General features: G+C 72.7%; 25 protein-coding genes. 10 read left to right on the forward strand and 15 right to left on the reverse strand.

Annotated features, from left to right (window positions below; all coding sequences use genetic code 11):
- Nucleotides 1-119: 119 nt before the first annotated feature.
- The 4 genes from AC0VY3_RS22970 to AC0VY3_RS22985 form a co-directional block, all read right to left on the reverse strand.
- Nucleotides 120-989, reverse strand: coding sequence for an ATP-binding cassette domain-containing protein (locus tag AC0VY3_RS22970; RefSeq protein ID WP_103508756.1), 870 nt, complete (start codon nucleotides 987-989; stop codon nucleotides 120-122).
- Nucleotides 986-2,041 carry an ABC transporter permease gene (locus AC0VY3_RS22975; RefSeq protein WP_103508755.1) on the reverse strand — a complete coding sequence of 352 codons (1,056 nt, stop codon included), beginning with the start codon at nucleotides 2,039-2,041 and terminating at the stop codon, nucleotides 986-988. The genes AC0VY3_RS22970 and AC0VY3_RS22975 overlap by 4 nt, the downstream gene beginning before the upstream one ends.
- Complete coding sequence (locus AC0VY3_RS22980) at nucleotides 2,038-3,048, reverse strand: sugar ABC transporter substrate-binding protein (RefSeq protein WP_475550470.1); 1,011 nt, start codon at nucleotides 3,046-3,048, stop codon at nucleotides 2,038-2,040. The genes AC0VY3_RS22975 and AC0VY3_RS22980 overlap by 4 nt, the downstream gene beginning before the upstream one ends.
- A gap of 368 nt (nucleotides 3,049-3,416) precedes the next feature.
- A complete protein-coding gene (locus AC0VY3_RS22985; RefSeq protein WP_242743097.1) occupies nucleotides 3,417-4,175 on the reverse strand; it encodes a GntR family transcriptional regulator in 759 nt (252 codons plus the stop codon).
- A gap of 98 nt (nucleotides 4,176-4,273) precedes the next feature.
- On the opposite strand from AC0VY3_RS22985, the gene AC0VY3_RS22990 reads away from it, so the two are divergent.
- Nucleotides 4,274-5,293: a Gfo/Idh/MocA family protein gene (locus AC0VY3_RS22990; RefSeq protein WP_475550471.1), complete on the forward strand. Its 1,020-nt coding sequence runs from the start codon at nucleotides 4,274-4,276 to the stop codon at nucleotides 5,291-5,293.
- A gap of 18 nt (nucleotides 5,294-5,311) precedes the next feature.
- On the opposite strand, the gene AC0VY3_RS22995 is transcribed toward AC0VY3_RS22990, so the two are convergent.
- From AC0VY3_RS22995 to AC0VY3_RS23010, 4 genes are all read right to left on the reverse strand, one after another.
- On the reverse strand, nucleotides 5,312-6,508 hold the full coding sequence (locus tag AC0VY3_RS22995) for a cytochrome P450 family protein (RefSeq protein ID WP_475550472.1): 1,197 nt from the start codon (nucleotides 6,506-6,508) through the stop codon (nucleotides 5,312-5,314).
- Between the two features lie 46 nt (nucleotides 6,509-6,554).
- The gene (locus AC0VY3_RS23000) at nucleotides 6,555-7,727 is read right to left on the reverse strand and encodes a cytochrome P450 family protein (RefSeq protein ID WP_475551722.1); all 1,173 of its coding nucleotides are present in this window, start codon (nucleotides 7,725-7,727) and stop codon (nucleotides 6,555-6,557) included.
- A 40-nt stretch (nucleotides 7,728-7,767) separates the two neighbouring features.
- Nucleotides 7,768-8,508, reverse strand: a complete 741-nt coding sequence (locus AC0VY3_RS23005) for a response regulator transcription factor (RefSeq protein WP_475550473.1) — start codon at nucleotides 8,506-8,508, stop codon at nucleotides 7,768-7,770.
- Between the two features lie 73 nt (nucleotides 8,509-8,581).
- Nucleotides 8,582-9,802: a sensor histidine kinase gene (locus tag AC0VY3_RS23010; protein WP_475550474.1), complete on the reverse strand. Its 1,221-nt coding sequence runs from the start codon at nucleotides 9,800-9,802 to the stop codon at nucleotides 8,582-8,584.
- Nucleotides 9,803-9,947: 145 nt separating this feature from the next.
- Between AC0VY3_RS23010 and AC0VY3_RS23015 the strand changes: the two genes are divergently transcribed.
- Nucleotides 9,948-10,151, forward strand: coding sequence for a hypothetical protein (locus tag AC0VY3_RS23015; RefSeq protein ID WP_475550475.1), 204 nt, complete (start codon nucleotides 9,948-9,950; stop codon nucleotides 10,149-10,151).
- Nucleotides 10,152-10,204: 53 nt separating this feature from the next.
- Here the strand turns inward: AC0VY3_RS23015 and AC0VY3_RS23020 are convergent, their stop codons facing one another.
- Nucleotides 10,205-11,134, reverse strand: a complete 930-nt coding sequence (locus AC0VY3_RS23020) for a DMT family transporter (protein ID WP_475550476.1) — start codon at nucleotides 11,132-11,134, stop codon at nucleotides 10,205-10,207.
- A gap of 240 nt (nucleotides 11,135-11,374) precedes the next feature.
- On the opposite strand from AC0VY3_RS23020, the gene AC0VY3_RS23025 reads away from it, so the two are divergent.
- The 3 genes from AC0VY3_RS23025 (at nucleotide 11,375) to AC0VY3_RS23035 (ending at nucleotide 13,911) form a co-directional block, all read left to right on the forward strand.
- A complete protein-coding gene (locus AC0VY3_RS23025) occupies nucleotides 11,375-12,016 on the forward strand; it encodes a TetR/AcrR family transcriptional regulator (protein ID WP_103508749.1) in 642 nt (213 codons plus the stop codon).
- A 112-nt stretch (nucleotides 12,017-12,128) separates the two neighbouring features.
- A complete protein-coding gene (locus AC0VY3_RS23030; RefSeq protein ID WP_242743092.1) occupies nucleotides 12,129-12,956 on the forward strand; it encodes an SDR family NAD(P)-dependent oxidoreductase in 828 nt (275 codons plus the stop codon).
- Nucleotides 12,957-13,080: 124 nt separating this feature from the next.
- Nucleotides 13,081-13,911, forward strand: coding sequence for an aldo/keto reductase (locus AC0VY3_RS23035; RefSeq protein ID WP_475550477.1), 831 nt, complete (start codon nucleotides 13,081-13,083; stop codon nucleotides 13,909-13,911).
- Nucleotides 13,912-13,983: 72 nt separating this feature from the next.
- Here the strand turns inward: AC0VY3_RS23035 and AC0VY3_RS23040 are convergent, their stop codons facing one another.
- The 3 genes from AC0VY3_RS23040 to allB form a co-directional block, all read right to left on the reverse strand.
- Nucleotides 13,984-14,313, reverse strand: coding sequence for a putative quinol monooxygenase (locus AC0VY3_RS23040; RefSeq protein ID WP_103508748.1), 330 nt, complete (start codon nucleotides 14,311-14,313; stop codon nucleotides 13,984-13,986).
- 165 nt (nucleotides 14,314-14,478) lie between these two features.
- On the reverse strand, nucleotides 14,479-15,600 hold the full coding sequence (gene alc, locus AC0VY3_RS23045) for an allantoicase (RefSeq protein WP_103508747.1): 1,122 nt from the start codon (nucleotides 15,598-15,600) through the stop codon (nucleotides 14,479-14,481).
- 25 nt (nucleotides 15,601-15,625) lie between these two features.
- The gene (gene allB / locus AC0VY3_RS23050) at nucleotides 15,626-16,969 is read right to left on the reverse strand and encodes an allantoinase AllB (protein WP_103508746.1); all 1,344 of its coding nucleotides are present in this window, start codon (nucleotides 16,967-16,969) and stop codon (nucleotides 15,626-15,628) included.
- Between the two features lie 373 nt (nucleotides 16,970-17,342).
- On the opposite strand from allB, the gene AC0VY3_RS23055 reads away from it, so the two are divergent.
- The gene (locus AC0VY3_RS23055; RefSeq protein WP_030084043.1) at nucleotides 17,343-18,146 is read left to right on the forward strand and encodes an IclR family transcriptional regulator; all 804 of its coding nucleotides are present in this window, start codon (nucleotides 17,343-17,345) and stop codon (nucleotides 18,144-18,146) included.
- Between the two features lie 107 nt (nucleotides 18,147-18,253).
- Here AC0VY3_RS23055 and AC0VY3_RS23060 read toward each other — a convergent pair whose 3' ends face one another.
- Both AC0VY3_RS23060 and AC0VY3_RS23065 read right to left on the reverse strand, forming a co-directional pair.
- Entirely contained in the window at nucleotides 18,254-18,934 is a 681-nt protein-coding gene (locus tag AC0VY3_RS23060) for an ABC transporter ATP-binding protein (protein ID WP_475550478.1), read from the reverse strand.
- A complete protein-coding gene (locus AC0VY3_RS23065) occupies nucleotides 18,931-20,010 on the reverse strand; it encodes an ABC transporter permease (protein ID WP_475550479.1) in 1,080 nt (359 codons plus the stop codon). The genes AC0VY3_RS23060 and AC0VY3_RS23065 overlap by 4 nt, the downstream gene beginning before the upstream one ends.
- 111 nt (nucleotides 20,011-20,121) lie before the next feature.
- Between AC0VY3_RS23065 and AC0VY3_RS23070 the strand changes: the two genes are divergently transcribed.
- Nucleotides 20,122-21,321, forward strand: coding sequence for a sensor histidine kinase (locus AC0VY3_RS23070; protein WP_475550480.1), 1,200 nt, complete (start codon nucleotides 20,122-20,124; stop codon nucleotides 21,319-21,321).
- Nucleotides 21,318-21,965: a response regulator transcription factor gene (locus AC0VY3_RS23075; protein WP_103508743.1), complete on the forward strand. Its 648-nt coding sequence runs from the start codon at nucleotides 21,318-21,320 to the stop codon at nucleotides 21,963-21,965. The genes AC0VY3_RS23070 and AC0VY3_RS23075 overlap by 4 nt, the downstream gene beginning before the upstream one ends.
- A gap of 55 nt (nucleotides 21,966-22,020) precedes the next feature.
- On the opposite strand, the gene AC0VY3_RS23080 is transcribed toward AC0VY3_RS23075, so the two are convergent.
- Complete coding sequence (locus tag AC0VY3_RS23080) at nucleotides 22,021-22,323, reverse strand: DUF5955 family protein (RefSeq protein WP_475551723.1); 303 nt, start codon at nucleotides 22,321-22,323, stop codon at nucleotides 22,021-22,023.
- 201 nt (nucleotides 22,324-22,524) lie between these two features.
- Here AC0VY3_RS23080 and AC0VY3_RS23085 point away from each other — a divergent pair, with 201 nt between their 5' ends.
- Nucleotides 22,525-23,154, forward strand: coding sequence for a nucleotidyltransferase family protein (locus tag AC0VY3_RS23085; protein WP_475550481.1), 630 nt, complete (start codon nucleotides 22,525-22,527; stop codon nucleotides 23,152-23,154).
- 259 nt (nucleotides 23,155-23,413) lie between these two features.
- Complete coding sequence (aceB, locus tag AC0VY3_RS23090) at nucleotides 23,414-25,033, forward strand: malate synthase A (protein ID WP_103508740.1); 1,620 nt, start codon at nucleotides 23,414-23,416, stop codon at nucleotides 25,031-25,033.
- The last annotated feature ends 60 nt before the right edge of the window (nucleotides 25,034-25,093 follow it).

The following is a 25,093-nucleotide window of genomic DNA, read 5'->3' on the forward strand; positions in this document are numbered from 1 at the left end:
CTGGGGGTCCGGGCCGTTGTCACGGCCGGCGGCGGACGGCGCCCGCCGCGCTCGATTCTGCCACTGCCGGGCCCCGGCGGCCGTCGGCCGGGGTCGGCCGCGCCGGGGCGGGTCGGCGGTCAGGAGCCCTCTTCGGTGGCGGCGGAGCCGCCCGGGAGGGTGGGCGTCGGGGTGCGTTCCAGCTCGTGGCTGAGCTCCTCCAGCTCACTGCCGCCCGCCATCTGCCGGGTCAGTTCGTCCAGCGTGACGTCGTCCTTGGTGTGACTGCCGGACATCGCACCGCGTTTGAGCAGGACGAACCGGTCGCCGACGAGGTGGGCGTGGTGCGGGTTGTGCGTGATGAGGACCACGCCGAGACCGGCGTCGCGGGCGGCCGCCACGTACTTCAGGACCACGCCGGACTGCTTGACGCCGAGCGCGGCGGTCGGCTCGTCCAGGACCAGGACCTTGGCGCCGAAGTAGACGGCGCGGGCGATGGCCACGCACTGCCGCTCGCCGCCGGACAGGGTGCCGATGGGCTGGTCGACGTCGCGCAGGTCGATGCCCATGCGGAGCAGTTCGGTACGGGTCGTCTCGCGCATCTTCCGGACGTCGAGGCGCTTGAAGGGGCCGGCGCCGAGCGTGGGCTCGGAGCCGAGGAAGAAGTTCCGCCAGACCGGCATCAGCGGGACGACGGCGAGGTCCTGGTAGACGGTGGCGATGCCCCGGTCCAGGGCGTCGCGCGGATTGGCGAGGGCGGTCTCCTCGCCGTCGATCAGGAAGCGTCCGGCGTCGTGCCGGTGCAGCCCCGCGATGATCTTGATGAGGGTGGACTTGCCGGCGCCGTTGTCGCCGAGGACGCAGGTGATCTCGCCCGCGTGGACCTCCAGCGAGACATGTTCCAGGGCCTTGACGTTCCCGTAGAACTTGCTGACGTCGTCCAGCTCGACCAGCGGTCCGGCGGTCGCTTCCCCGGTCGTTCCCGCGGTCTCTTCAGGGGTGGCCGTCATGACGTCGCCTCCGCGCGCTTGCGCACCCACGCGTTGAGCAGGGTGGCCAGGAGCAGCATCGCTCCCAGGAAGAATTTGAACCAGTCCGGGTTCCACTCGGCGTACACGATGCCCTTGCTGGTCATGCCGAAGATGAAGGCGCCGACCGCCGAGCCGATCGCGGAGCCGTAGCCGCCGGTGATCAGGCAGCCGCCGATGACGGCCGCGATGATGTAGGTCAGCTCGTTGCCGACGCCCTCGCCGGACTGGACGACGTCGTAGCTGAACAGCAGGTGCTGGCCGGAGACCCAGGCGGCGAAGGCGACGCCGAGGTAGAGCCCGATCTTGGTACGGATCACGGGCACGCCGACCGCTCGCGCCGCGTCGGCCTCACCGCCGACCGCGAAGATCCAGTTGCCGAAGCGGGTACGGAGCAGGATCCAGGTGGCGATACCGACGAGCGCCGCCCACCACAGGATCGTCACCTTGAACTCGACGCCGCCGAGGGTGAGCGTCGAGGCGAACAGGGCGCGGGCGGACTCGAAGCCCTCCATGTCGCCGATCGCCTTGGTCGAGACGGTGCCGCTGATCAGCTTGGTGAAGCCGAGGTTCAGACCGGTCAGCATCAGGAAGGTGCCGAGCGTGATGATGAAGCTCGGCAGCTTGGTGCGGGTCAGCACGAAGCCGTTGAACGCGCCGATGGCGAGGGTGACCAGCAGCGAGACGAGGACGCCGACCCAGACGTTGGCGGTCATCTGGTAGCTGAACATCGAGGAGATCAGCGCGGAGCTGGTCACCAGGACCCCGGCGGAGAGGTCGAACTCGCCGCCGATCATCAGCAGCGCGACCGGGGCGGCCATGATGCCGAGGACCGAGGCCGCGTACAGCACGGTGCCGAAGCTGGAGGCCTGGAGGAAGCTGTCGGCGACGATCGCGAAGAACAGGAAGACGGCTGCCGCGCCGACGACCGAGCCGAGCTCGGGGCGGCCGAGCAGCTTGCGCAGCGGCGAGGTGCGCACCAGGCGCTCGTCCGCCTGCGCCGGCTTCTCCGGGGCGGCGGTGGAACCGCTCATCGGGTGCCCCGCTTGGTGTAGTCGGCCAGGGCGTCGGCGTCGTCCTTGGTGATGATCTGCGGGCCGGTGAGGACGGGCTGGCCGCCGCCGAGGACGTTGCGGTTGTAGCGGTAGAGCCAGAGCAGGTCGACGGCCTCGTAGCCCTGGAGGTAGGGCTGCTGGTCGACGGCGAAGCCGAGCTTGTCGGTCTGCAGGCCGGTGGCGACCTTGGCGTTGAGGTCGAAGGTATCGATCTCGGCCTTGCTGCCCGCCGTCTGCCTGGCCTGGACGGCGGCGTCGGCGAAGGGGGCGCCGAGGGTGACGACCGCGTCGATGCTCTTGTCGGACTGGAGCTTGGCCTCGATGGACGCGGTGACGTCGGGCATGTTGGTGCCGTCGACGTACAGGTTCTGCATCGTGCCGTCGAAGGTCTTCTTCGCTCCGGCGCAGCGCTGTTCGTGGCCCACGTTGCCCTGCTCGTGCAGGACGCAGAGCGCCTTCTCGCGGCCCCGCTCGTTCAGCTCGTCGCCGACGGCCTCACCGGCGATGGTCTCGTCCTGGCCGATGTGGGTGAGCGCCCCGAACTCCTTGGACTCGGCGGAGCCGGAGTTCACGGTGACGACCGGGATGCCCGCCTTGACGGCCTTGGCGACCACGGCCTTCATGGCGTCCGGCTTGGCCAGCGAGACGATCAGCCCGTCGACCTTCTTGTCGATCGCGGTCTGGACGAGCTGGGCCTGCTGGTTGGCCTCGTCGTTGTGCGAGTAGAGGAAGTTGATGTTGTCCTTCAGGGCCGCCTGCTCGGCGCCCTTCTGGACGATGTCCCAGAACGTGTCGCCGTCGCCCGAGTGGGTGACCATGGCGACGGTCCAGCGCGGTGTGTTGACCGCGGCCCGTCCCTCGGCGGCCGCGGCCGCGCGTTCTTCCGCCCGCTTGCCGCCGGTGCTGCTGCATCCCGCGAGGGAGGCGCCCAGCACCACTGCCAGCACGGCGCCCATCGCGCGTACCCCTGTCCGAACCCTTGCCACGACGCCGTGCCCTTCTACTGCTGCTCGCTGTGCGCTTGACCGGGCCGCGGAGTGTACGGCCCCGACCCGACCGCCCAAGTATCCCCGAGCCCTGCCCGGGGGCCTTGCGCGGGTGGGCCGAGGACACAGGAGCCTGGGGCACGGGGCCCGGCCGGCGCAACCCGTGTGCCACACGTTTTCAGCCCACCCGGCCTTTGGGGCCGGCCCCCACCGAGCCCGTCCGGCGATTGAGGACCGAACCCTCGGGTGGTGGGCCTGCGGACCGCAGAGACCCTGGGCACAGGAACCTCACGAGTGCGGCCGACACCACCGCAACGGTTCCGCCCTCGAACGCCGGACCGGCTGAATGTGCGGGCCGCATTCACCGTTCAGGCACGAACCAGGAGCTGGAACTCGAAGGCGTACCGGTCCGCCCGGTAGACGTGCGAGCCGAACTCGACCACCCGGCCACCGTCGTCGTACGTCGTACGCTCCATCGTGAGCAGCGGCGCCCCCACCGGCTCCCCCAGCACCCGCGCCTGCCCCTCGTCCGCGGCGCGGGCGCCCACCGACTGGCGGGCGCTGTGCAGCGTGATGCCCGCGGCCCGCATCAGCCGGTAGAGGCCGGTGGCCTCCAGCTCCTCGGTGGGCAGCGGCAGCAGCCCCAGCGGCAGGTGGTTGCGCAGCAGGGCCACCGGTTCGCCATGCGCGCTGCGCAGCCGCTCCACGAGGTGGACCTCGCCGCCCTCGGCGACCCCGAGCGCCGCCGCGACCTCCGCGGTGGCCGGTTCCACCCTGTTGCGCAGGACGCCGGTGGCGGGGCGCTGGCCGGCCGCCTCCAGGTCGTCGTAGAGCGAGCTGAGCTCCAGCGGGCGGCGGACCTTGCTGTGCACGACCTGGGTGCCGACGCCCCGGCGGCGCACCATCAGTCCCTTGTCGACGAGTGACTGGATGGCCTGGCGGACGGTCGGCCGGGACAGGCCGAGGCGTGCGGCGAGGTCGATCTCGTTCCCGAGCAGCGCGCCGGGGGCCAGCCGGCCCTGTTCCACGGCGGCCTCCAGCTGCTGTGCCAGCTGGAAGTAGAGCGGCACCGGGCTGGTGCGGTCCACGCTCAGCGGCAGCGGCCGGTCGGTTCCATGTGCGGTCACGGGGCGAGCGTAGTTCGCTTGTCCGGACATGGCCATGGCTTGTCGTTTGTCAGGACAAACGCTTGACATGACGACCGGGCGAAGCCACCTTGGGGCCCATGCGCATCGGACTGATCGGAACGGGACGGATCGGCAGCTTCCACGCGGAGGTGCTGAGCCGACACCCCGCCGTGGACGCCCTGCTGCTGGCGGACGCGGATCCGGAGCGGGCTGCCGCCTCGGCCCTGCGGACCGGCGGGAGGGCCGTCGCCGTGGACGACCTGTTCACCGGGGAGGGCGAGGCCCAGGGCCTGCCCGACGCCGTGGTGATCTGCTCGGCCACCTCGGCGCACGCCGGACTGATCGCCCGGGCCGCCCGCGCCGGACTGGCCGCCTTCTGCGAGAAGCCGATCGCCCTGGACCTGCCCGGCACCCTGGCCGCGCTCGCGGAGGTCGAGGCCGCGGGCAGCGTCCTCCAGCTCGGCTTCATGCGGCGCTTCGACGCCGGGTACGGCGAGGCCAGGGCCGCCGTGCGGGAGGGGAGGCTCGGCCGGCTGCACACCGTGCGGGCGGTCACCTCCGACCCCGCCCCGCCGCCCGCCGCCTACCTCCCGCTCTCCGGCGGGCTGTACCGCGACTGCCTGGTCCATGACTTCGACATCCTGCGCTGGGTCACGGGGAGCGAGGTGGCCGAGGTGTACGCCACCGGCTCGGACGTCGGACCCGCGATGTTCCGGGCGGCCGGCGACGTGGACACGGCCGCCGCGCTGCTCACCCTCGACGACGGGACGCTCGCCACCGCCACCGCGACCCGGTGCAACGGCGCCGGGTACGACGTGCGGATGGAGCTGGCCGGCGAGCTGGACCAGATCGCCGTCGGCCTGGACGACCGTACGCCGCTGACCTCGGCCGAGTCCGAAGGCCCCGGAGCCCCGGCCAAGCCCTGGCCGGGTTTCCTGGAGCGGTTCGCCCCGGCGTACGAGGCGGAGCTGGACGCGTTTTTGCGCGTGGCCCGCGGGGAGCTGGCCAATCCGTGCGACGGGCGGGAGGCCCTGCACGCGCTGCGGATCGCCGAGGCGTGCGAGGTCTCCCGCCGCGAACGCCGGCCGGTGGCGATGACCGAGATCCCCTGCGGCTGAACGGAAGCCGGCCCGCCGCTACCAGGCGACCGGAAGACTCAGCGGGCCCCGCATCAGCATTCCGGTGCGCCAGGCGAGCGTCGCCGGGTCGGCGGCCGGCCGCAGGTCCGGGCAGCGCTCCAGCAGCGACCGGATGGCGATCTTGGCCTCGATGCGGGCCAGCGGAGCGCCCAGGCAGTAGTGGATGCCGTGCCCGAAGGCGATATGGCCCCGGGCGTCGCGGGTGATGTCGAAGCGGGACCCGTCGGGGTAGCGGGCGGGGTCGCGGTTGGCGTCCGACATCGCGACGAGGACCAGTTCGCCGCCGCCGGGGATCACCGTCCCGCCGACCTCGATCGGATCGGTCGTGAAGCGGTACGTGGGGGTCTCCACGGGCCCCTCGAAGCGCAGGATCTCCTCGACCGCGTTGTCGATCAAGGAGAAGTCCGCGCGCAGAGCGGCCAGTTGGCCGGGGTGGGCGAGGAGGTTGTGCACGCCGTTGGTGATGAGGTTGACGGTGGTCTCGTGACCGGCGACCAGCAACAGCCAGGCCATGCCGATCAGTTCGTCGCCGGACAGCCGGTCGCCGTCCTCGTCGGCGGTGTGGATCAGCGCGCTCAGCAGGTCGTCGCCCGGCTTCTCGCGTTTGTCGCCCAGCAGCGCGGCGATGTACGCGGTCATCGCCTGGGTGGAGGAGGCGCGCAGGGACGCGTCGAGGGCGGAGACCGCCTGGCCGGACCAGGTGCGGAAGTCCTCGCGGTCCAGGAACGGCACGCCGAGCAGTTCGCAGATCACCGACATCGGCAGCGGGAAGGACAGCGCCTCGACCAGGTCCGCCGTACGGTCCGGGGCGGCGAGCATCGAGTCCAGCAGCCCGTCGGTCATCTCCTGCACCCGTGGGGCCAGTCGCTCCATCCGGCGCGGGGTGAACTCGCGGGCGACCAGCTTGCGCAGCCGGGTGTGGTCGGGGGCGTCGGAGCCGAGCATCGAGGAGCCCGCGGACACCTTGCTGACCCCGAGCGCGGGCGAGGCCCGGCTCCAGTGTTTGGAGAGCCGCTGGTCGGCGAGGAGGGCGCGGCCCGCCTCGTATCCGACGACGAGCCAGGCGTCCGCGCCCTCGGGGATCCGCACCCGGTGGACCGGGCCCTTCTCACGCAGGGCGGCGTAGGCCGGGTAGGGGTCACGGGTGAACTGCTCGCCGAGCGCTGCGAGATCGACCAGGGGCGGAGTGGTCAACGCGTTTCCCTTCGGGAGGAGGTGACGGATGGGGCCGCGGCGCGCCTCACCAGCGCACCGGTAGCCCTCGCGCCCCGCGCATCAGCAGGCCGGGCAGCCAGTCCAGCTCACCGCCGGACGGGTCGCGGGCGAGGTCCGGGCAGCGCTCCAGCAGGGCGCCGATCGCGATGCGGGCCTCCATCCGGGCGAGCGGCGCGCCCAGGCAGTAGTGGATGCCGTGGCCGAATCCCAGATGCCCCTGGGGCTCGCGGCGGATGTCGAAGGTGTCCGGGTCGGGGAAGCGGCCGGGGTCGCGGTCGGCGGAGGCCAGCGCGACGAGCACCGCCCCGTCGCGCGGAATCACCGTGTCGCCGACGGTCACCGGCTCCCGAGTAAAGCGGAAGGTGGCGGTCTCCACCGGTCCGTCGTAGCGCAGCATCTCCTCCACCGCGTTGTCGAGCAGCCCCGGGTCGGCGCGCAGCAGGGCGAGTTGCCCGGGGTGGTCGAGCAGGGCGCGGACCCCGTTGGCGATCAGATTGACGGTGGTCTCGTGACCGGCGACCAGCAGCACGAAGGCCATGCCGACGAGTTCGGCGGAGGAAAGGCTGTCGCCGCCCTCGTCCCGGGCCCGGATCAGCGCGCTCAGCAGGTCCTCTCCGGGCGAGCGGCGTTTGTCCTCGATGAGGTCGACAAGATAGGCGTTCATCGCCCCGACCGGGTCGGCCTCCCGCTGTTCCGGGGTGGGCGTGACGATGCCGTTCGAGAGCGCCCGGAAGGCGTCCCGGTCGATGTCCGGGACGCCGAGGAGTTCACAGATGACGGTCATCGGCAGGGGGAAGGCGAGCGCGTCCACCAGATCCGCGGAGCCCCGGGGCACCATGGCGTCGAGGAGCTGTGCGGTGACCTCGGTGATGCGCGGGCGCAGCGCCTCGATGCGCCGGGGGGTGAACTCGCGGACGACGAGCCGGCGCAACCGGGTGTGGTGCGGGGCGTCCATCTCCAGCATGTTGGCGCTGAGCATGGCATCGGACTCGGTCCAACGCCCGCTGGTCCGCCAGTCCTTGCCGAACCGCTGGTCGGCGAGGGCGGCACGGGCCTCCTCGTATCCGACGATCAGCCAGATCCGCTCCATCTCCTCGGTGCGCACGGTGTGCACCGGCCCTTCGGCGCGCAGCTTCGCGTAGTACGGATAGGGGTCGACGGTGAAGTCGGGAAGGTTCCGCAGATCGAGCACAGCCATCGTGGTCAGCCCCTCATCCGTTGCGGTCCGCTGCACTCCGTCAGCCTAGGCCGCCGCCGCTCTCCTCGTCCGTGTCGAGGAGTCCCGCATCGTGGACCAACAGGGCGATCTGCACCCGGTTGTTGAGTTCGAGTTTGGCAAGAATCCGTGAGACATGGGTCTTGACGGTCGCGACGCTGAGGTAGAGGGAGGCCGCGATCTCCGCGTTGGATCCGCCGCGTCCGACCGCGACGGCGACGGCCTTCTCCCGCTCGGCGAGCTGGTCGAAACGCCTGCGTGCGCGGTCGGTACGGGCGCTGCGGTCATCAGGTCCGCCGCCCGCGGCACGGGCCATCAACTGACGGGTGACGGCGGGCGAGAGCACCGGATCCCCGGCGGCGACCCGGCGCACCGAATCGACGATCCGGGCGGGCGGGGTGTCTTTCAGGACGAATCCGGCCGCCCCGGCCCGGATGGCCCGGAGCACCTGTTCGTCCGCGTGGAAGGTGGTGAGGACGACGACTTCGGGGGCCCCGGGCCGGCGGCGCAGTCGCTCGGTGGCGGTGAGTCCGTCCATCACCGGCATCCGGATGTCCATCAGGACCACGTCGGGGCGCAGTCGCTCGACGAGCTCCTCGACCTCGACGCCGTCCGCGGCCTCCCCCACGATGTCGATGGCCTCGTCTCCGCCGAGCATCAGGGTCAGCCCGGCGCGGACCAGCGGGTCGTCGTCGACGATCAGCAGCCGGACGGGCGGGGGCGCGGGGGACGCCGGGGGTGTCGGGGACGCCGGGGTGTTCATGACGGCCACCGTAACCAGCCGGGGCGCGCGGCCCACGGGGCGGGCTTCCGGCCCGGCGTCACGGCCGCGGGCGTCACGCGGCCGGCCACGGAAGCCGGGCCCGGACCGCGAAGCCGCCGCCCTTCGTCGGGCCGTGCTCCAGCGCGCCGCCGGCCAGCGTGGCGCGTTCGGTGAGGCCGATGAGCCCCTGGCCGGAGCCGGGGACCCGCTCGAAGGGTTCGACGGGGGCGGGGTTCTCCACCTCGACGGTGAGGCCATCACCTGGGCAGCCCGTCACGGTGAGGCGGACCTCGGCGCCGGGCGCGTGCTTACGGGCGTTGGTCAGGCACTCCTGCACGATCCGGTAGACCGTGCGGCCGGTGGCGGCGGGGGCGTGCTGGGGGTCGGCGACCCGGTTGTCGACGGTGACCTTCATGCCCGCGAGCCGGGATTCGGCGACGAGGGTGTCCAGGGTGGCGAGGGTGGGCTGCGGCCGGTCGCCCTCGTCGGTGTCGCCGGGCCCGCGCAGGACGCCGATGATCTCGCGGAGGTCCTGGAGGGCCTCGTGGGCGCTGTCCCGGATGACGCCGGCGGCCCGGCCCACCTCGGCGGCGGGGGCGTCGGGCCGGAATTCGAGGGCCCCGGCGTGCACGCTGAGGAGCGTCAGCCGGTGGGCCAGGACGTCGTGCATCTCGCGGGCGATGGCCTCCCGGGCCAGCCGCTGGGCCTGCTCGGCGCGCAGCTCCGCCTCGGCCTCGGCGCGACGGGCCCGTTCCCGGAGGGTGACGACGAGCTGGCGCCGGGAGCGTACGACCATGCCCCAGCTGAGCACCAGCAGGACCAGCAGGACCCCGATGATGGTCGAGGCGACGTAGGAGGTCGCCGGGTCGGGGCGCAGGAAGGGCTGGAGGGGCGTGACGGCCAGGGCGCCCGCGCCGACGATCGCCACGGGCTTGAAGGGCCGGTGGACGGCCAGACTGAAGAGGGCCACCATCAGCGCGCCCGCCGCCACGGGTTCGATGATGCAGACGACGGTCAGCACGGCGGCGAGTGCGACGGGCCAGCGCCGCCGGACCCAGAGCGCGCAGCAGGCCGCGGCCCCGATCACCGAGTCCACGACCACGACGACGTCCGCCGTGGTGTCGTCCGCCTCGATCGCGGCGAGGACCAGCAGGCCGAACCCCGCGGCGCAGAGGAAGGCCGTGATGTCGACGACCCAGTCCCGTACGGTCCGCCGCGTCCGGGCCCGGTCGTCGGGCAGGCCGGGATCGGCCATCGCCGACGGGAGCAGCCAGCGGTACTCGGTGCGCGTCATGTCGACAAAGTTACGCAGCACCCCGCCGCGGAGGGGCGTCACGGGGCCAGGCGGCTACCAAAGTCGCGCGGTCCGCTACTTTCGGCGCGGCGGGCGGGACCGGTGGCCGACGCGGCGGGCCCGGGCCGGGCGGGAGGCTCGGGCCATGAAGAGAATCGTCGAGACGATCGGGTTCCTCGTCTTCGCCCAGGGTGTGGGCGGGCTGCTGTACGAGTGGACGGGCTGGTTCCGGCTGTGGACGGTGGTGCGGCACATCGACTTTCTCAGCGACCGCATGCTGTTCGTCAACATCGTGCTGATCGTGACGGGCACGGCCGTGATGATCGCCGCGGACTCGATCAAGAGCTGATGGGCACGATCACGACCCGGTGAGGGCGTAGGGCCTGATCCGAACGACAGGCCCTACGCCCCGGCGCGCTCCCGGTCCGCGTCCCGCCTGCCCCACACGGTGCCCGCCAGGACGAGCACCGCACCGGTCGCCCCGAGCAGCCCGAGCCGTTCCCCGCCGAGGCTGATGCCGACCGCGGCGGCCCACAGCGGTTCCGTACCGAGCAGCAGGCTGACCCGGGACGGCGAGGTGCGGCGTACGGACCACATCTGGACGAAGAACGCGAACAGCGTGCAGAACACCGAGAGGAAGACCAGCCCCGCCCACTCCCGCGCGCCGAAGTCCGCCGCCGCGCTCCACGGCGAGGCGCCGGTGCCGGGGACGGCGGCGAGGACGGCGAAGACGGCGACCGCGCTGCCGAGCTGAACGGTGGTCAGGGAGAGCGAGTCGGCGTTCCGGACCGCCTTGATCCGGGCCATCGCCAGCACATGGACGGTCCGGGCGAGGGCGGCGAGCAGCATCAGCAGATCACCGGCCGACGGGCCGGTGAACCCGCCGCCCTGGGTCAGCAGGACCACCCCGGTGACGGAGAGCCCGGCCGCGGCGACGAACCCGGCCGACGGGCGCACCCGGGTCACGGCGGCCTCGGCCAGCGGCGTGAAGATCATGGTGAGGCTGATGATCAGCCCGGCGTTGGTGGCGGAGGTGTGCACCACCCCGTACGTCTCCAGCAGGAAGATCCCGCTCAGCACCAGGCCCAGCAGACCGGCGCCCCGCCACTGCGCGCCGGTCAGCGCCCTCAGCCGGCGCCAACCGGTCGCCACGAGCACCGGCAGCACGACCGCGAACCGCAGGACGAGCACGGCGATGACGGTGTGGGTGGTGGTGATGCCCTTGGCCGCGAGGTAGCTGGCGCCCCAGACGACGGCGACCGCCAGCACGGGCAGATCGGTGGCCCAGGCGCGGTGCGGGGGTGCGACGGCGGGCACGGCGACAGCGGACACCTGGTTCTCCTGGAGCTCCACGGAGGTGATGTGGAGACCTCACCGGCTCGCACGCGGAACGATCACGCTACCCGCCCGGCTCCCGGGAAGGGAACACCTGTCTCAACGGCCGGGCGTCGGCGGGCATCGGCCGTGGTCAGAGGCGGTCCGGCCGTTCCGGCGGGCGACGGAGGGTCCGGCGACCCGCGCCACCGCTCCCTAGACTGACGCCTCGATAACTCTGAGACACGGAGTGGTCACATGGCGTCGGTAAGAGCGGACGGACGGGTCGAGCGGGGGAACCAGACCCGGCAGCTGATTCTGGGGCGGGCGGTGCAGATCGCCTCGGTCGAAGGACTGGAGGGCCTGTCGCTGGGGCGGCTGGCCACCGAGCTGGGGCTGAGCAAGAGCGGCGTGTTCGCGCTCTTCGGCTCGAAGGAGGGGCTTCAGCTGGCGACCGTACGGGGGGCGGTGGCCGTCTATGTCGACCATGTGCTGCGCCCGACCCGGTCGGTGCCCCCGGGGCTGGGGCGGGTCTGGCGGATGTGCGAGGCGTGGATCGCGTACTCCCGCGAGCGGGTGTTCCGGGGCGGCTGCTTCTTCTACGCCGCCACCGCGGAGTTCGACGCCCGCAGCGGCCGGGTCCACGACGCCCTGGCGTCCGCGCAGACGGGCTGGGTCACCTTCGTGGAGGAGACGATCGAGGAGGCCAGGTCCACCGGGGAGCTGCACGGGGACACCGACGTGTGCCAGCTGGCGTTCGAGGTGATCGCGCTGCTGGAGCTGGCCAACGCCGAGTCGGTGCTCCAGAACAACAACCTCGGCTACGACAAGGCGGCCCGCGCCATTCTGGTCCGCCTGCGGGCGGCGGCGACGGACCCCGCGCTGCTGCCGTTACGGTAGGCGGCCCCGGGGCTGCCGTGGGTGTCCGATAGCCGCCGGTGCGCGGGCCCCGGCGCGCGTTTGCTGGGGGATGCCGTCGGAGCGACGGCATCCCCGTCAGCGAGGAACAGCCATGTCCAGCACCGCTTCCCGTGCTTCTTCCAGCAGCTCTTCCGCACCCCTGTCCGGCACCGCTCCTGTCGCCGCTTCCGCCACCGTTCCCACCGGCCTTCCACAGCGGGCCGCCCTGGTCACCGGGGGCAGCCGGGGCATCGGCGCCGCGATCGCGCTGCGGCTCGCCCAGGACGGCGCGGACGTCGCCGTCACCTACGTCCAGGACGAGGCGGCGGCCCGTGCGGTCGTCGCGAAGATCGAGGGCTTCGGCCGGCGGGGCGTCGCCCTGCGCTGCGACGCGGCGGACGCCGACGCGGCCGCCGACGCCGTGCACCGGGCGGCGGACGCGCTCGGCCGGCTCGACATCCTGGTCAACAACGCGGGCGTCGGCGTCCTCGGCCCGATCGCCACGCTCGCCGGTCCTGACGTGGACCGGACGCTGACGGTGAACGTACGGGCGGCCTTCCTCGCCTGCCGGGCGGCGGCGGAACGGCTGGCCGACGGCGGCCGCGTCATCTCCGTGGGCTCCGCCCTGAGCCGGTACGCCGGCGGGCCCGGCTCCACGCTCTACGGGCTCAGCAAGTCCGCCCTGACCGGGCTGACCAAGCCGCTCGCCAGGGAGCTGGGGCCGCGCGGCATCACGGTGAACGTGATTCAGCCGGGGGCCGTGGACACCGATCTCAATCCGGCCGACGGGCCGTTGGCCGAGGGCCAGCGCGCGGCGAACGCGCTGGGCCGCTTCGGCACGACGGAGGAGATCGCCTCGCTCGTCGCCTACCTCGTGAGCGCCGAGGCGGGCTTCATCACGGGCACGGAACTCGTCGTGGACGGCGGCCACGCGGCCTGAGTACCGCCGCCGCCCGGGCGTACGCCGGGCGCGCTCCCCCGGCGGCCCCGTCCGGCTGCCCCGTACCGGCCGCGCCCCTACGCTGGCCGGGACGGGGCAGCGACGGGAAGGACAGGACCAGCACATGTCCGGCACACCGGTTCACACGCTCAACGACGGCACACGGCTCCCGGCGGTGGGGCTCGGCACCTACCCGCTGGACGACGCGGCGGCCGAGGAGGCCGTCGCCGGGGCCCTGGGGCTGGGCTACCGGCTGGTCGACACGGCCCTCACCTACGGCAACGAGACCGGCACCGGCCGGGGCATCGCCCGCAGCGGCGTGCCCCGCGAAGAGGTCGTCGTCACCACGAAGGTGCCCGGCCGGCACCAGGGGTACGAGGAGACGCTCGCCTCGTTCGAGGAGTCACGGGCCCGGCTGGGCCTGGAGTACGTCGACCTGTATCTGATCCACTGGCCGCTCCCCCGCGTCGACAGGTACGTGGACACCTGGAAGGCGATGATCCGGCTCCGCGAGGACGGCCTGGTCCGCTCGATCGGCGTCTCCAACTTCACCGCCGCGCACCTGGAGCGGCTGGAGCGGGAGACGGGCGTGCTGCCCTCGGTGAACCAGATCGAGATGCATCCGCTGCTCCCGCAGGAGGAGTTGCGGGCGGTGCACGCGGCGAAGGGCATCGTCACGGAGAGCTGGAGCCCGCTGGCCCGGGGCCGCGAGGTGCTGGAGGATCCCTCGACCGTGGCGATCGCCGAGGACCACGGGGTGAGCCCCGGCCAGGTGGTACTGCGCTGGCACACCCAGCTGGGCGCGGTGCCGGTGCCGAAGTCCGCGGACCCGGGCCGGCAGCGCGAGAACCTCGATCTGTTCGGGTTCGAGCTGACGGCGCAGGAGCTGACGACGATCGCGTCCGGGCGGCAGCGGCGGTTCGGCGGCGACCCGGAGTCGCACGAGGAGTTCTAGGGTCTGTCGTCACACTGCCGTCGTCGCCCGGCAGGCGGCCGTGTGACGACAGACCCTGGGAAGGCTCCCTGGTCACCGGTTGCGCGGGGTGACCTCCGCCATCCGGGACCAGCCGGTGCCCGCCACCTCGACGTTGATGATCTCGGGGACCTCGGCCACCATCTCCGACATCGTCTCGATCGCCGCCTTGAAGTGGTCGGAGTTCACGTGCGCCTCGCCCGCCGCCGCGTCGGCGAAGGCCTCCAGCAGGACGAACTCGCCGGGGTTCTCCACGCTGTAGGACCAGTCGAAGAAGACGTTGCCGGGCTCGCTGCGGGTGGCGACGGTGAAGTCCTCCAGCCGGGGAAGCCAGTTGTCGCGCTCGGCGACGAGGGCGGTGAACTTGACGGCGATGAAGATCATGGGGGTCTCCTGGTCGAGGGCGTCGGAAGGTGCGGTCCGCCGGGCCCCGGGCCCGCTCGCCGCACCCCGACCAGGGTGACACACCCTCACGTAACGGGACCGGCCGGGCACACCGCGGCCCCCCTGCGCGACCGCGGTGCGTCCGGCCCTGCCCGTCCTCGGGGGTCAGCCGCCGAGCTCCCGGTGACGGGCAGCCAGCGCGGCGGCGCCCTCCTCGGTGAGCGATCCGAACAGCCGGAGCCGTGAGATGCCGCCGTCCGGGAAGATGTCGATCCGCACCTGGGTGGCCCGGACGGTCCCGTCCAGCACGAAGCGGTGGTTGGTGTCGGGCTGGAGGCGGGTCCGGGGCAGGATCTCCGTCCAGTCGCCGTCGTCGCCGTCCTGCGCCGAGAGGCTCGCCCAGCCGGCGGAGTTGCCCTTGAGGTAGGCGGTGTCGATCTCGACGGCCCGGATCCCGGACTGCGCGGCGAGGCGGTAGTGGATCCAGTCGTTGCCCCGGTCGCGCCGGCGGCGGGTCTCCCAGCCGTCGTCCATCTTGCGCGAGCGGCCGGGCTGGATGGTGTTGGTGGCCGGGGAGTAGAAGCGGTCGGAGGCGTCCTCGACCCGGCCGCCGTTCTCCAGCGCCGCGAGGTCGAACGTACCGAGGGCGGCGAGCCAGGCGGGGTCCGGGGCGACCTCTCCGTACACCCGCAGCCGGGCGATTCCGCCGTCCGGGTGCTGGTTGACCCGCAGGTGGGTGAAGCGCTGCTCGGTGTCGACGGCGAAGCCGTTCGCCGCGTGGCCGCCGACCGCCGTACGGGGGACGAGCACCGTCCACTTCACGTCGGGAGCGAGGAGCTCCTCGGGCGACGGGGAACCGGGCAGGGACACCGCCTCGACGGAGACGGCCTGCGGGTAGTTGCCGCGGAAGTGGGCGGTGTCCAGGACGATGCCCCGGATGACGCCGGGCGCGCCGAGGCGGACGAGGGCCCAGTCGTGGTCGTCGGCGGTGGGGTGCGGTTCGGCGGCGCTGACGCCGCGCCGGCGGCGGGTCTCCCAGCCGTCCATGATCTTGCCCTTGTGCCCGAAGTGCTCCGGGTCGAAGACGGCGGGCTCGGGCTTCAGCAGGTTCTCGCGCTCGGCGAAGAACTCGTCGTTGGCGGCGATCACGCCCGCGCCGAGGCGGCGATCGGCCAGGTCGACGAGGTGAGTGAAGGGGAAGTCGGCGGTGCGGTGGTCGGCGTACGGGTCGCCGCCCGCATAGGGGCGGGCGTCTCCGGTGAAGCGGGGTATCGCGGCGTCCGTCATGGTCGGGGTGTCCTTTCGGGAACGGTCAGTGGTCGCGTTCGAGGAGGCGGCCGGTGGGCTCGGCGAGGACGCCGTCGGAGGCGATGCGGACACCGCGCAGCCAGCTGGAGCGGACCACGCCGTGCAGGGTCTTCCCGGCGTAGGCGGTGACCTGGTTGCGGTGGAAGAGCTCGGCGGGGTCGACGGTGAAAGTCGCCTCGGGGGCGAGGACCGCGAAGTCGGCGTCGCGGCCGGCCTCGATGGCGCCCTTGCGGGTCAGCCCGGCGAGCTCGGCGGGGGCGGCGGACATCCAGCGGGCGACGTCGTCGAGGGAGTGGCCGCGCCTGCGGGCCTCGGTCCAGATGGCGGGCAGGCCGAGCTGGAGGGAGGAGATGCCGCCCCAGGCGGAGGCGAAGTCCGGGGTCTTGAGGTCCGTGGTGCAGGGCGAGTGGTCGCTGACGATGCAGTCGATGGTGCCGTCGGCGAGCCCGGCCCACAGGGCGTCCTGGTTGGCGGCTTCGCGGATCGGCGGGCAGCACTTGAACTCGGTGGCCCCGTCCGGGACTTCCTCGGCGGTGAGGGTGAGGAAGTGCGGGCAGGACTCGACGGTGACGCGGACGCCCTCGCGCTTGGCGGCGGCGATCAGCGGCAGGGCGTCGCTGGAGGAGAGGTGCAGGACGTGGACGCGGGCGTTCAGCCGCTTGGCGTGGGCGATGAGCCCTTCGATCGCGGTGTTCTCGGCGTCGCGCGGGCGGGAGGCGAGGAAGTCGGCGTAGGCGGGGCCGGGGCGCTGCGGGGCGTCGGCCAGGTGGTGCGGGTCCTCGGCGTGCACGATGAGCAGTCCGCCGAATCCGGCGATCTCCGCCATGGAGCGGGCCAGCTGCTCCTGGTCCAGCTCCGGGAACTCCTCGACGCCGGAGGGCGACAGGAAGCACTTGAAGCCGAAGACCCCGGCCTCGTACAGCGGGCGCAGATCCTTGACGTTGGACGGGATCGCGCCGCCCCAGAAGCCGGTGTCGACGTGCGCCTTGGGGGCGGCGACCTGCTGCTTGGTGTGCAGGTTCCCGACGGTGGTGGTCGGCGGGAGGGAGTTGAGCGGCATGTCCAGGAGCGTGGTGATGCCACCGGCGGCGGCCGCGCGGGTGGCGGTCCAGAAGCCCTCCCACTCGGTGCGGCCGGGGTCGTTCACGTGGACGTGGGTGTCGACCAGTCCGGGCAGCAGGACGTCGTCGCCGAAGTCCTCCAGGCGGGCGCCCGCGGGCGCCTCGGTGTCGTACGGCAGGACCGCGTCGATCGTCCCGCCCGCTACGGCGACCGCCGCCGGGCGGGTCCCCTCGGGGGTGACGACGCGCGTCGAGCGCAGTACCAGGTTCACGTCCGGACCGGACACCCGTGCTCCTTCACTCCAGAAATGATCCACAACAGATGATCCACTGATCCACAACAGGAATTCAACGAACTGTTGAAGCTTCGGTGGAGTCTTCACTCGGGGAACGCCCTCGTCAAGACCCCACCTTCCGTCGCGGGGACCCGCCGTACCACCCGGACCCCCGACTGGAGGTTTCCACAAAGTAGAAGTCCGATTTCGAACTGCGGAACGTAGCATGGGTCAGGAGAGGCGGTGCCGAGCCGCCCGCACCGACCGGCGGCACCCGGACAAAACAGGCCCTGACCGGCATGGACGCCGACCGGGCAGCTGTGGGCCGTCCGGGAACCGCCCGGTAGGCTGCTGCCTTGCCTTCCGCTTCGAAAGGACCGTTGACGTGCCGCCGTCCCACGCCAGCACAGCCGACTCCAAGCCCTCCGGTTCCAGCGGTGGGGTGCAGTCCCTTGAGCGCGCCTTCGATCTGCTGGAGCGGATGGCCGATGCCGGGGGCGAGGTCGGGCTGAGCGAGCTGTCCGCGAGCAGCGGTCTTCCCCTGCCGACCATCCACCGGCTGATGCGCACCCTGGTCGTCTGCGGATACGTACGCCAGCAGCCCAACCGGCGCTACGCGCTCGGCCCCCGCCTGATCCGGCTCGGCGAGTCCGCCTCCCGGCTGCTGGGCACCTGGGCCCGCCCCTACCTCAGCCGGCTGGTGGAGGAGACCGGCGAGACCGCCAACATGGCGCTGCTGGACGGGGACGAGATCGTGTACGTCGCCCAGGTGCCGTCCAAGCACTCCATGCGGATGTTCACCGAGGTCGGCCGCCGGGTGCTGCCGCACTCCACCGGGGTGGGCAAGGCGCTCCTCGCGCACACCCCCGCCGACGAGGTCCGCGCGCTCCTGGCCCGTACGGGCATGCCGGCCGCCACGGAGAAGACGATCACCACGCCGGAGGGCTTCCTGGACGCCCTGGAGGCGGTGCGCCGCGCCGGATACGCGGTGGACGACAACGAGCAGGAGATCGGGGTGCGGTGTCTCGCGGTCTCCGTGCCGAACTCCCCCACCTCCGCCGCGATCTCCATCTCGGGCCCGGCGGGCCGGGTGACCGAGGCGGCCACGGAGCGGATCGTGCCGATCCTCCAGCAGGTCGCCAAGGAGCTGTCCGACGCCCTGGCGAGCAGCGGTTCGAACGGCGGCTGAACCGCCGAGACCCCCGAGACCGCCGAGACCGCCGACGATTCAGAGACGGGGTGCGGCGGGGCCCGGTGTTCCGGACCCCGCCGCGTCCCGCCCCCGCCCCGGGCCGGTCAGACCCGGGCCGGTACGGTCAGCCGCCCGTCGTCCATCGTCGCCGTGCGGTCCATCCGGTCCAGGTGCGCCAGATCGTGCGTGACCAGCACCGTGGCGGTGGCGCGCTCCCGGGTCAGGGTGACCAGCAGGTCGAGCACGGCCGCACCCCGTTCGTGGTCGAGCGCGCTGGTCGGCTCGTCGACGAGCAGGACCGCCGGTTCGTTCATCAGGGCCCGCGCGATGTTGATCCGCTGGCGCTGACCGCCCGAGAGCTGGTGCGGCCGCCGGTCGGCGCGGTCGGCGAGTCCGACCGCGTCCAGCAGCTCCAGGGCCCGGCGGCGGGCGGCGCGCACCGGGCCGCCGGAGAGGTGGCGCATCGCCTGGAGCTGTTCGGCGGCGGTCAGCGAGGGCAGCAGGTTGGGCTGCTGGAAGACGATGCCGATATGGTCCCGGCGCAGGGCGGCCCGGCCCGCGCGGCTCAGCCCGGCGGTCGGCGTCCCGGCCACGACGACCTCGCCGGAGTCCGGGGTGACCAGCGTGGCGGCTGCGGCGAGCAGGCTGGACTTGCCGGAGCCGGAGAGCCCGACGACGGCGGTGAGCGTGCCCGCCGGCACGTCCAGCGACACCCGGTCCAGGGCGGTGAGCCGGCCCTCGCCGTCCGGGTAGGTGAGGGTGACGTCGGTCAGGGTGAGCGTCATCGGGCACTCCCGAGTGCGGTGAGCGGGTCGACGGCGGTGATCCGCCGGACGGACAGGGCGGCCCCGAGCGCGCCGAGGGCGATCATCACGGCGGCCGGGACGAGGACGGTCGCCGCGTCCAGCACGAACGGCACGGCTCCCCCGCCGATCAGGGCGCCGGCCCCGGCGGCGAGCGCGGTGCCCAGACCCGTACCGAGGGCGAGCATCACCACGGCCTGCCCGAGCGCGTCGCGCAGGAGGTACGGGGTCGATGCGCCGAGCGCCTTCAGTACGGCGACGTCGCCGCTGCGCTGGATCGTCCAGACGGTGAAGAACGCGCCGATGACGAGGGCGGAGATAGCGAAGAGGAAGCCGCGCATCAGTTGCAGCGAACCGTTCTCCGCCTGGTAGGAGCCGATCGCGGTGAGGGAGGCGTCGAGGGCGAGCGTGCTGGTGCCCGCCGCCTCGTCCCCGGCCGCGAGGTCGACGCCGCCGGTGGTGGTCAGGGCGATCACGGTCGCCTGTTCGGCGGGCCCGGCGCCGTCGTGGCCGGTCTGCTGCCAGTCGTCGAGGGTGGTCCAGACGACGGGCGTGTGGCTGTACGAGGCGTCGGTGGCGACAGCGGCGACCTCGCGTTCGGTCCGGCCGAGCGCGATCCGGTCACCGGCGGCGGCTCCCAGGTCCTCGGCCGCCCGTGCGGAGAGCACGACCCGCCCCGGCCCGATGCCGTCCGGCCCGAGCGTGCCGTCCGGTTCGACGCCGAATGCGGAGACGGCGACGCTCCGCTCACCGGCGGTGGCGTTCAGGGTCCGGATGCCGACCGGCTGCGCGGCCTCGACCCCGGGCCGGGCGGCCCAGGCCCGCCAGTCGTCCTCCCGGACGGTCGAGTCGGCGAACGACTCCGCCTGCCCGTCCGGTGGCGCGGCGAAGGCCAGATGGTCGGCGTCGAGCCCGGTGACGGCCGAGGTGTTCTCCCGGGCCAGCCCGGCGGTGAGGCCGGACAGCAGGCCCACGAGCAGCGTGATCAGCACCACGACCGAGCCCATGAGCGTGAACCGGCCCTTGGCGAAGCGGAGGTCTCTCCATGCGACGAACATGGGCTCCAGCGTCATGCGGCGCGGGCGGGAAAACATCGCGCGGCGGACGGGCCCGGGATCAACCTTTCGATTGACCGGGACCGGGAAGGCCGCGGCTACGCTGGACGAACCATGGATTCGCGATCGCACACCCACGTCACGGCAGCCCTGCGACTCTGTCTGCACGCGCTGCTGGCGGGGCTGCTGGCCCTGGTCGTGGTGCGCGCGGTGAGCGAGGACGCGCAGGACACGGCGGCGGTCGTGGCCGTGACGCTGCTGACGGCGGCGCTGTACGCGGCGGGGGCGCTGACCTCCTCCGTACAGCCGGGGAGCCGGGCGGGGGCGCGGTGGCTGGGCGGGCTGTGGATCCTGTGGGCGGCGCTGCTGGTGCTGTCGCCGGACGCCCTGTGGGTGGCCTTCCCGCTCTACTTCCTCCAGCTCCACTTCCTGCCGATGCGCTGGGCGCTGCCCTCCGTCGTGGTCACCGCGGCCGCTGCGATCACCAGCTTCGTCGTGCACCGGCAGGAGATCGCGCCCGGCGCGTTCATCGGGCCGCTGATCGGAGCGGCGGTCGCCGTCGCCACGGTCCTCGGGTACGACGCCCTGTTCCGGGAGAGCGAACGGCGGCGCGAGCTGATCGTGGAGCTGGTCGCCACCCGCGCCGACCTGGCCGAGGCGGAACGTACCGCCGGGACGCTCGCCGAGCGTGAGCGCCTCGCCCGGGAGATCCACGACACGCTGGCCCAGGGTCTGTCGAGCATCCAGCTGCTGCTGCGTGCGGCCGAGCGCTCGCTGCCCGAGGACGCCCCGGCCGCCGCGCATGTCCGTGCCGCCCGCGAGGCCGCGCAGGCCAATCTCGCCGAGGCCCGTTCCTTCGTCCGCGCCCTGACGCCGCCGGATCTGGAGCACGGTTCGCTGGCCGCCGCGCTGGAGCGGCTCTGCGCCCGTACGACCGCACCGGACCTGACCGTACGGTTCGCGGTCAGCGGCACTCCGGTGGAGCTGCCGACCCCGTACGAGGTGGCGCTGCTGCGGACCGCGCAGTCGGCGCTGGCCAACACGGTGCGCCATGCGCGGGCCGGGCGGGCGGAGATCACCCTGAGCTTCATGGACACCTCGGTGGCCCTGGACGTCGTGGACGACGGGCAGGGCTTCGACCCGTCCGGGGCGCCGGTGCACGAGCGCGGCGACGGCGGCTTCGGGCTGCCGGCGATGCGGGCGCGCGCGGGATCGCTCGGCGGTGCGCTGAGCGTGGAGTCGGCGCCCGGCCAGGGCACGGCGGTGGCGCTCACCCTGCCGCTGCCCGTCGCGGAGACGGAGCGTGCGGCATGAGCGGGGGCGAGGGCGCGGCGGCGATCCGGCTGCTGCTCGCCGACGACCACCCGGTCGTCCGGGCGGGGCTGCGGGCGGTCCTGGACACCGAGCCGGGCTTCCGGGTCGCCGGTGAGGCCGCCACCGCCGAGGAGGCCGTCGCCCTGGCGGCGGCGGGCGGCTTCGACGTGGTCCTCATGGACCTCCAGTTCGGTACGGGTCTGCACGGCTCGGAGGCCACCGCGACGATCACCGCGCTGCCGGACGGCCCGCGGGTCCTGATCCTCACGACCTACGACTCCGACGCGGACATCCTGGCGGCGGTCGAGGCCGGGGCGAGCGGCTATCTGCTGAAGGACGCGCCGCCGCAGGAGCTGGCGGCCGCGGTGCGCACGGCGGCGGCGGGCCGCTCGGCGCTGGCGCCCTCGGTGGCGCACCGGCTGATGGACCGGATGCGCACCCCGGCCGAGGCGCTGACGCGGCGGGAGCTGGAGGTGCTCCAGCTGGTCGGGGAGGGCCTGTCGAACCTGCAGATCAGCAAGCGGCTGTTCCTGAGCCAGGCCACGGTGAAGTCCCACCTGGTGCACATCTACGCCAAGCTGGGCGTCGACTCCCGTACGTCGGCGGTCGCGGCGGCCACGGCCCGCAGGCTGATCCGCCGCTGACGGGACACGCCCGGCGGTTCAGCCGCGCGGGCCGGGTGAGGGCTTCGCCTCGCGCTCACCCGCGCGGGGGCTCCCCGAAGAGGTCGACCGCGTTGCGCACCTCGCGCAGCGCGGCGGCCAGCGCGCTCACCGAGCCGATCGCCCCCGCGATCAGCAGCAGGGAACGGCGCATCCGGGGGATCTCGGGCACGCCGCTGACGGCCATCGCGTCCAGGGCCGCCAGCTCGTCCTCGGCGACCGGCCGGTCGGGGAATTCGATCCGGAGCCCGGCCAGCTCCCGGCGAAGCCGGGACACGGCCATCCGCAGCTCGGCCACTCTCGGGTCCTCGCCGCTGCCGGTCAGCCGCTTCTGCCCCACGCTTCGCAACACAGCACTCCCCCTCGCACGTCCTTGTGCCGGTGTGACCCCCGATCCCGGGCGGTGGCCAAGTCCCCGGGTTCGTCCGCAAGTTAACGCCATGACAGGCAGTGCGCGCCAGCCCACGGAAAGAAATCAGGGTTACCCCTGAGGGTGACATGCGTGTCGCGTGTGCGAAGGGCTCAGTGGTATCCAGACCCCATGGTTACGCACATGGCTACGAACACGCGCTCCCAGGCGAAGAACCCCGAGGTCGCGGGGTTGCTGCTGGCCGCCGGAGGGGGCCGTCGGCTCGGCGGCCGGCCCAAGGCGCTGCTGGAGCACCGGGGCCGCCCGCTGATCGAGCACGCGGTGCGCTCCCTGGGCAACGGCGGCTGCGGCCCGCTGCACGTGGTGCTGGGCGCGGCGGCCGACGAGGTGCGGGCCCGCGCGGATCTCCCGGGCTGCGCGGTGACGGTGAACCCGGGCTGGGAGGACGGCATGGGCTCCTCGCTCCGTCTGGGTCTGGCCGCGTTGAGCGGGACGGACGCGGATGCGGCGCTCGTCCTTCTGGTCGATCAGCCGGGGATCGGTGCGGAGGCGGTGGCGCGGGTGCGTCTGGCGTACCGCTCGCGGGCGAGCCTGGCGGCCGCCTCGTACGACGGGGAGCGGGGCCATCCGGTGCTGTTCGGCGCGGACCGGTGGACGGACATCGCCGCGGGGGCGGTGGGCGACCGGGGCGCGCGGGTGTATCTGCGGGAACACCGCGATGCGATCACGCTCGTGGAGTGTTCGGATGTGGCCGAGGCGTACGACATCGACACCACGCAGGATCTCAAGCACTTGGAGTGACGGACGACGCCGCTCACCGTCCACCGTCCGTGGCCGTGCTGGCACGCTGCGCCGCCACCGGCCCGTTTCTGTCGACCCGGAGAATCTCGACATCAACAAACCATTGAACTTCCACCATGAGGAAACTACTATCCACTGGTCAGAAGCCCTCTGAACCTCAGACGGCGCCCACGGCCGTATCTCGGAGCCATGGCACGCCGTGCCGTATCAGGCGACCCGGCGGCCATGACGCCGCCGCCCGCTGAAGGAGTGACAGCTCATGTCCGCACCAGCGCCGTCCACGCTGGCCATCGTCGATGCCGAGCCCCTGCCCCGGCAGGAAGAGGTCCTGACCGACGCGGCCCTCGCGTTCGTGGCGGAACTGCACCGGCAGTTCACCCCGCGCCGCAATGAGCTGCTCGCCCGGCGCGGGGAGCGCCGCGCCGAGATCGCCCGCACCTCCACGCTGGACTTCCTGCCCGAGACGGCGGCGGTCCGCGCGGACGACTCCTGGAAGGTCGCACCCGCCCCGGCGGCGCTCGACGACCGCCGGGTGGAGATCACCGGTCCGACCGACCGCAAGATGACCATCAACGCCCTGAACTCGGGCGCGAAGGTCTGGCTCGCCGACTTCGAGGACGCTTCCGCCCCGACGTGGGAGAACGTCGTCCTCGGCCAGCTCAACCTGACCGACGCCTACGAGCGCCGCATCGACTTCACCGACCCGAAGTCCGGCAAGTCGTACGCGCTGAAGTCCGCCGACGAACTCGCCACGGTCGTCATGCGCCCGCGCGGCTGGCACCTGGAGGAGCGCCACCTCCAGCTGGACGGCGTCTCCGTGCCCGGTGCGCTGGTCGACTTCGGCCTCTACTTCTTCCACAACGCTCAGCGCCTGATCGACCTCGGCAAGGGCCCGTACTTCTACCTGCCGAAGACGGAGTCGCACCTGGAGGCCCGCCTCTGGAACGACATCTTCGTCTTCGCCCAGGACTACGTCGGCATCCCGCAGGGCACGGTCCGCGCCACCGTCCTGATCGAGACGATCACCGCCGCGTACGAGATGGAGGAGATCCTCTACGAGCTGCGCGACCACGCCGCCGGCCTGAACGCGGGCCGCTGGGACTACCTCTTCTCCATCGTCAAGAACTTCCGTGACGGCGGAGCCAAGTTCGTCCTGCCGGACCGCAACGCGGTGACGATGACCGCCCCGTTCATGCGGGCGTACACCGAACTCCTGGTCCGCACCTGCCACAAGCGCGGCGCGCACGCGATCGGCGGCATGGCCGCCTTCATCCCCTCGCGCCGCGACGCCGAGGTCAACAAGGTGGCCTTCGAGAAGGTCAAGGCCGACAAGGACCGCGAGGCGGGCGACGGTTTCGACGGCTCCTGGGTCGCCCACCCCGACCTGGTCCCGATCGCGCTGGCCTCCTTCGACGCGGTCCTCGGCGAGAGGCCGAACCAGAAGGACCGGCTGCGCGAGGACGTCTCGGTGGCGCCCGGCGACCTGATCGCCATCGACACCCTCGACGCCAAGCCCACCTACGACGGCCTGCGCAACGCCGTCGCGGTCGGCATCCGCTACATCGAGGCCTGGCTGCGCGGCCTGGGCGCGGTCGCCATCTTCAACCTGATGGAGGACGCGGCCACCGCCGAGATCTCCCGCTCGCAGATCTGGCAGTGGATCAACGCGGACGTGGTCTTCGAGAACGGCGAACACGCCACGGCCGACCTGGCCCGCAAGGTCGCCGCCGAGGAACTGGCCGCGATCCGCGCGGAGATCGGCGAGGAGACCTTCACCGCCGGCAAGTGGCAGCAGGCCCACGACCTCCTGCTCCAGGTCTCCCTGGACCAGGACTACGCGGACTTCCTGACGCTGCCGGCGTACGAGCAACTGCGCTGACCCGTCACGAGGTACGAACACCGCCCCCGGCACCGCACAGCGCCGGGGGCGGTTCGCGTG

Source organism: Streptomyces sp. iso_384, assembly GCF_056172905.1.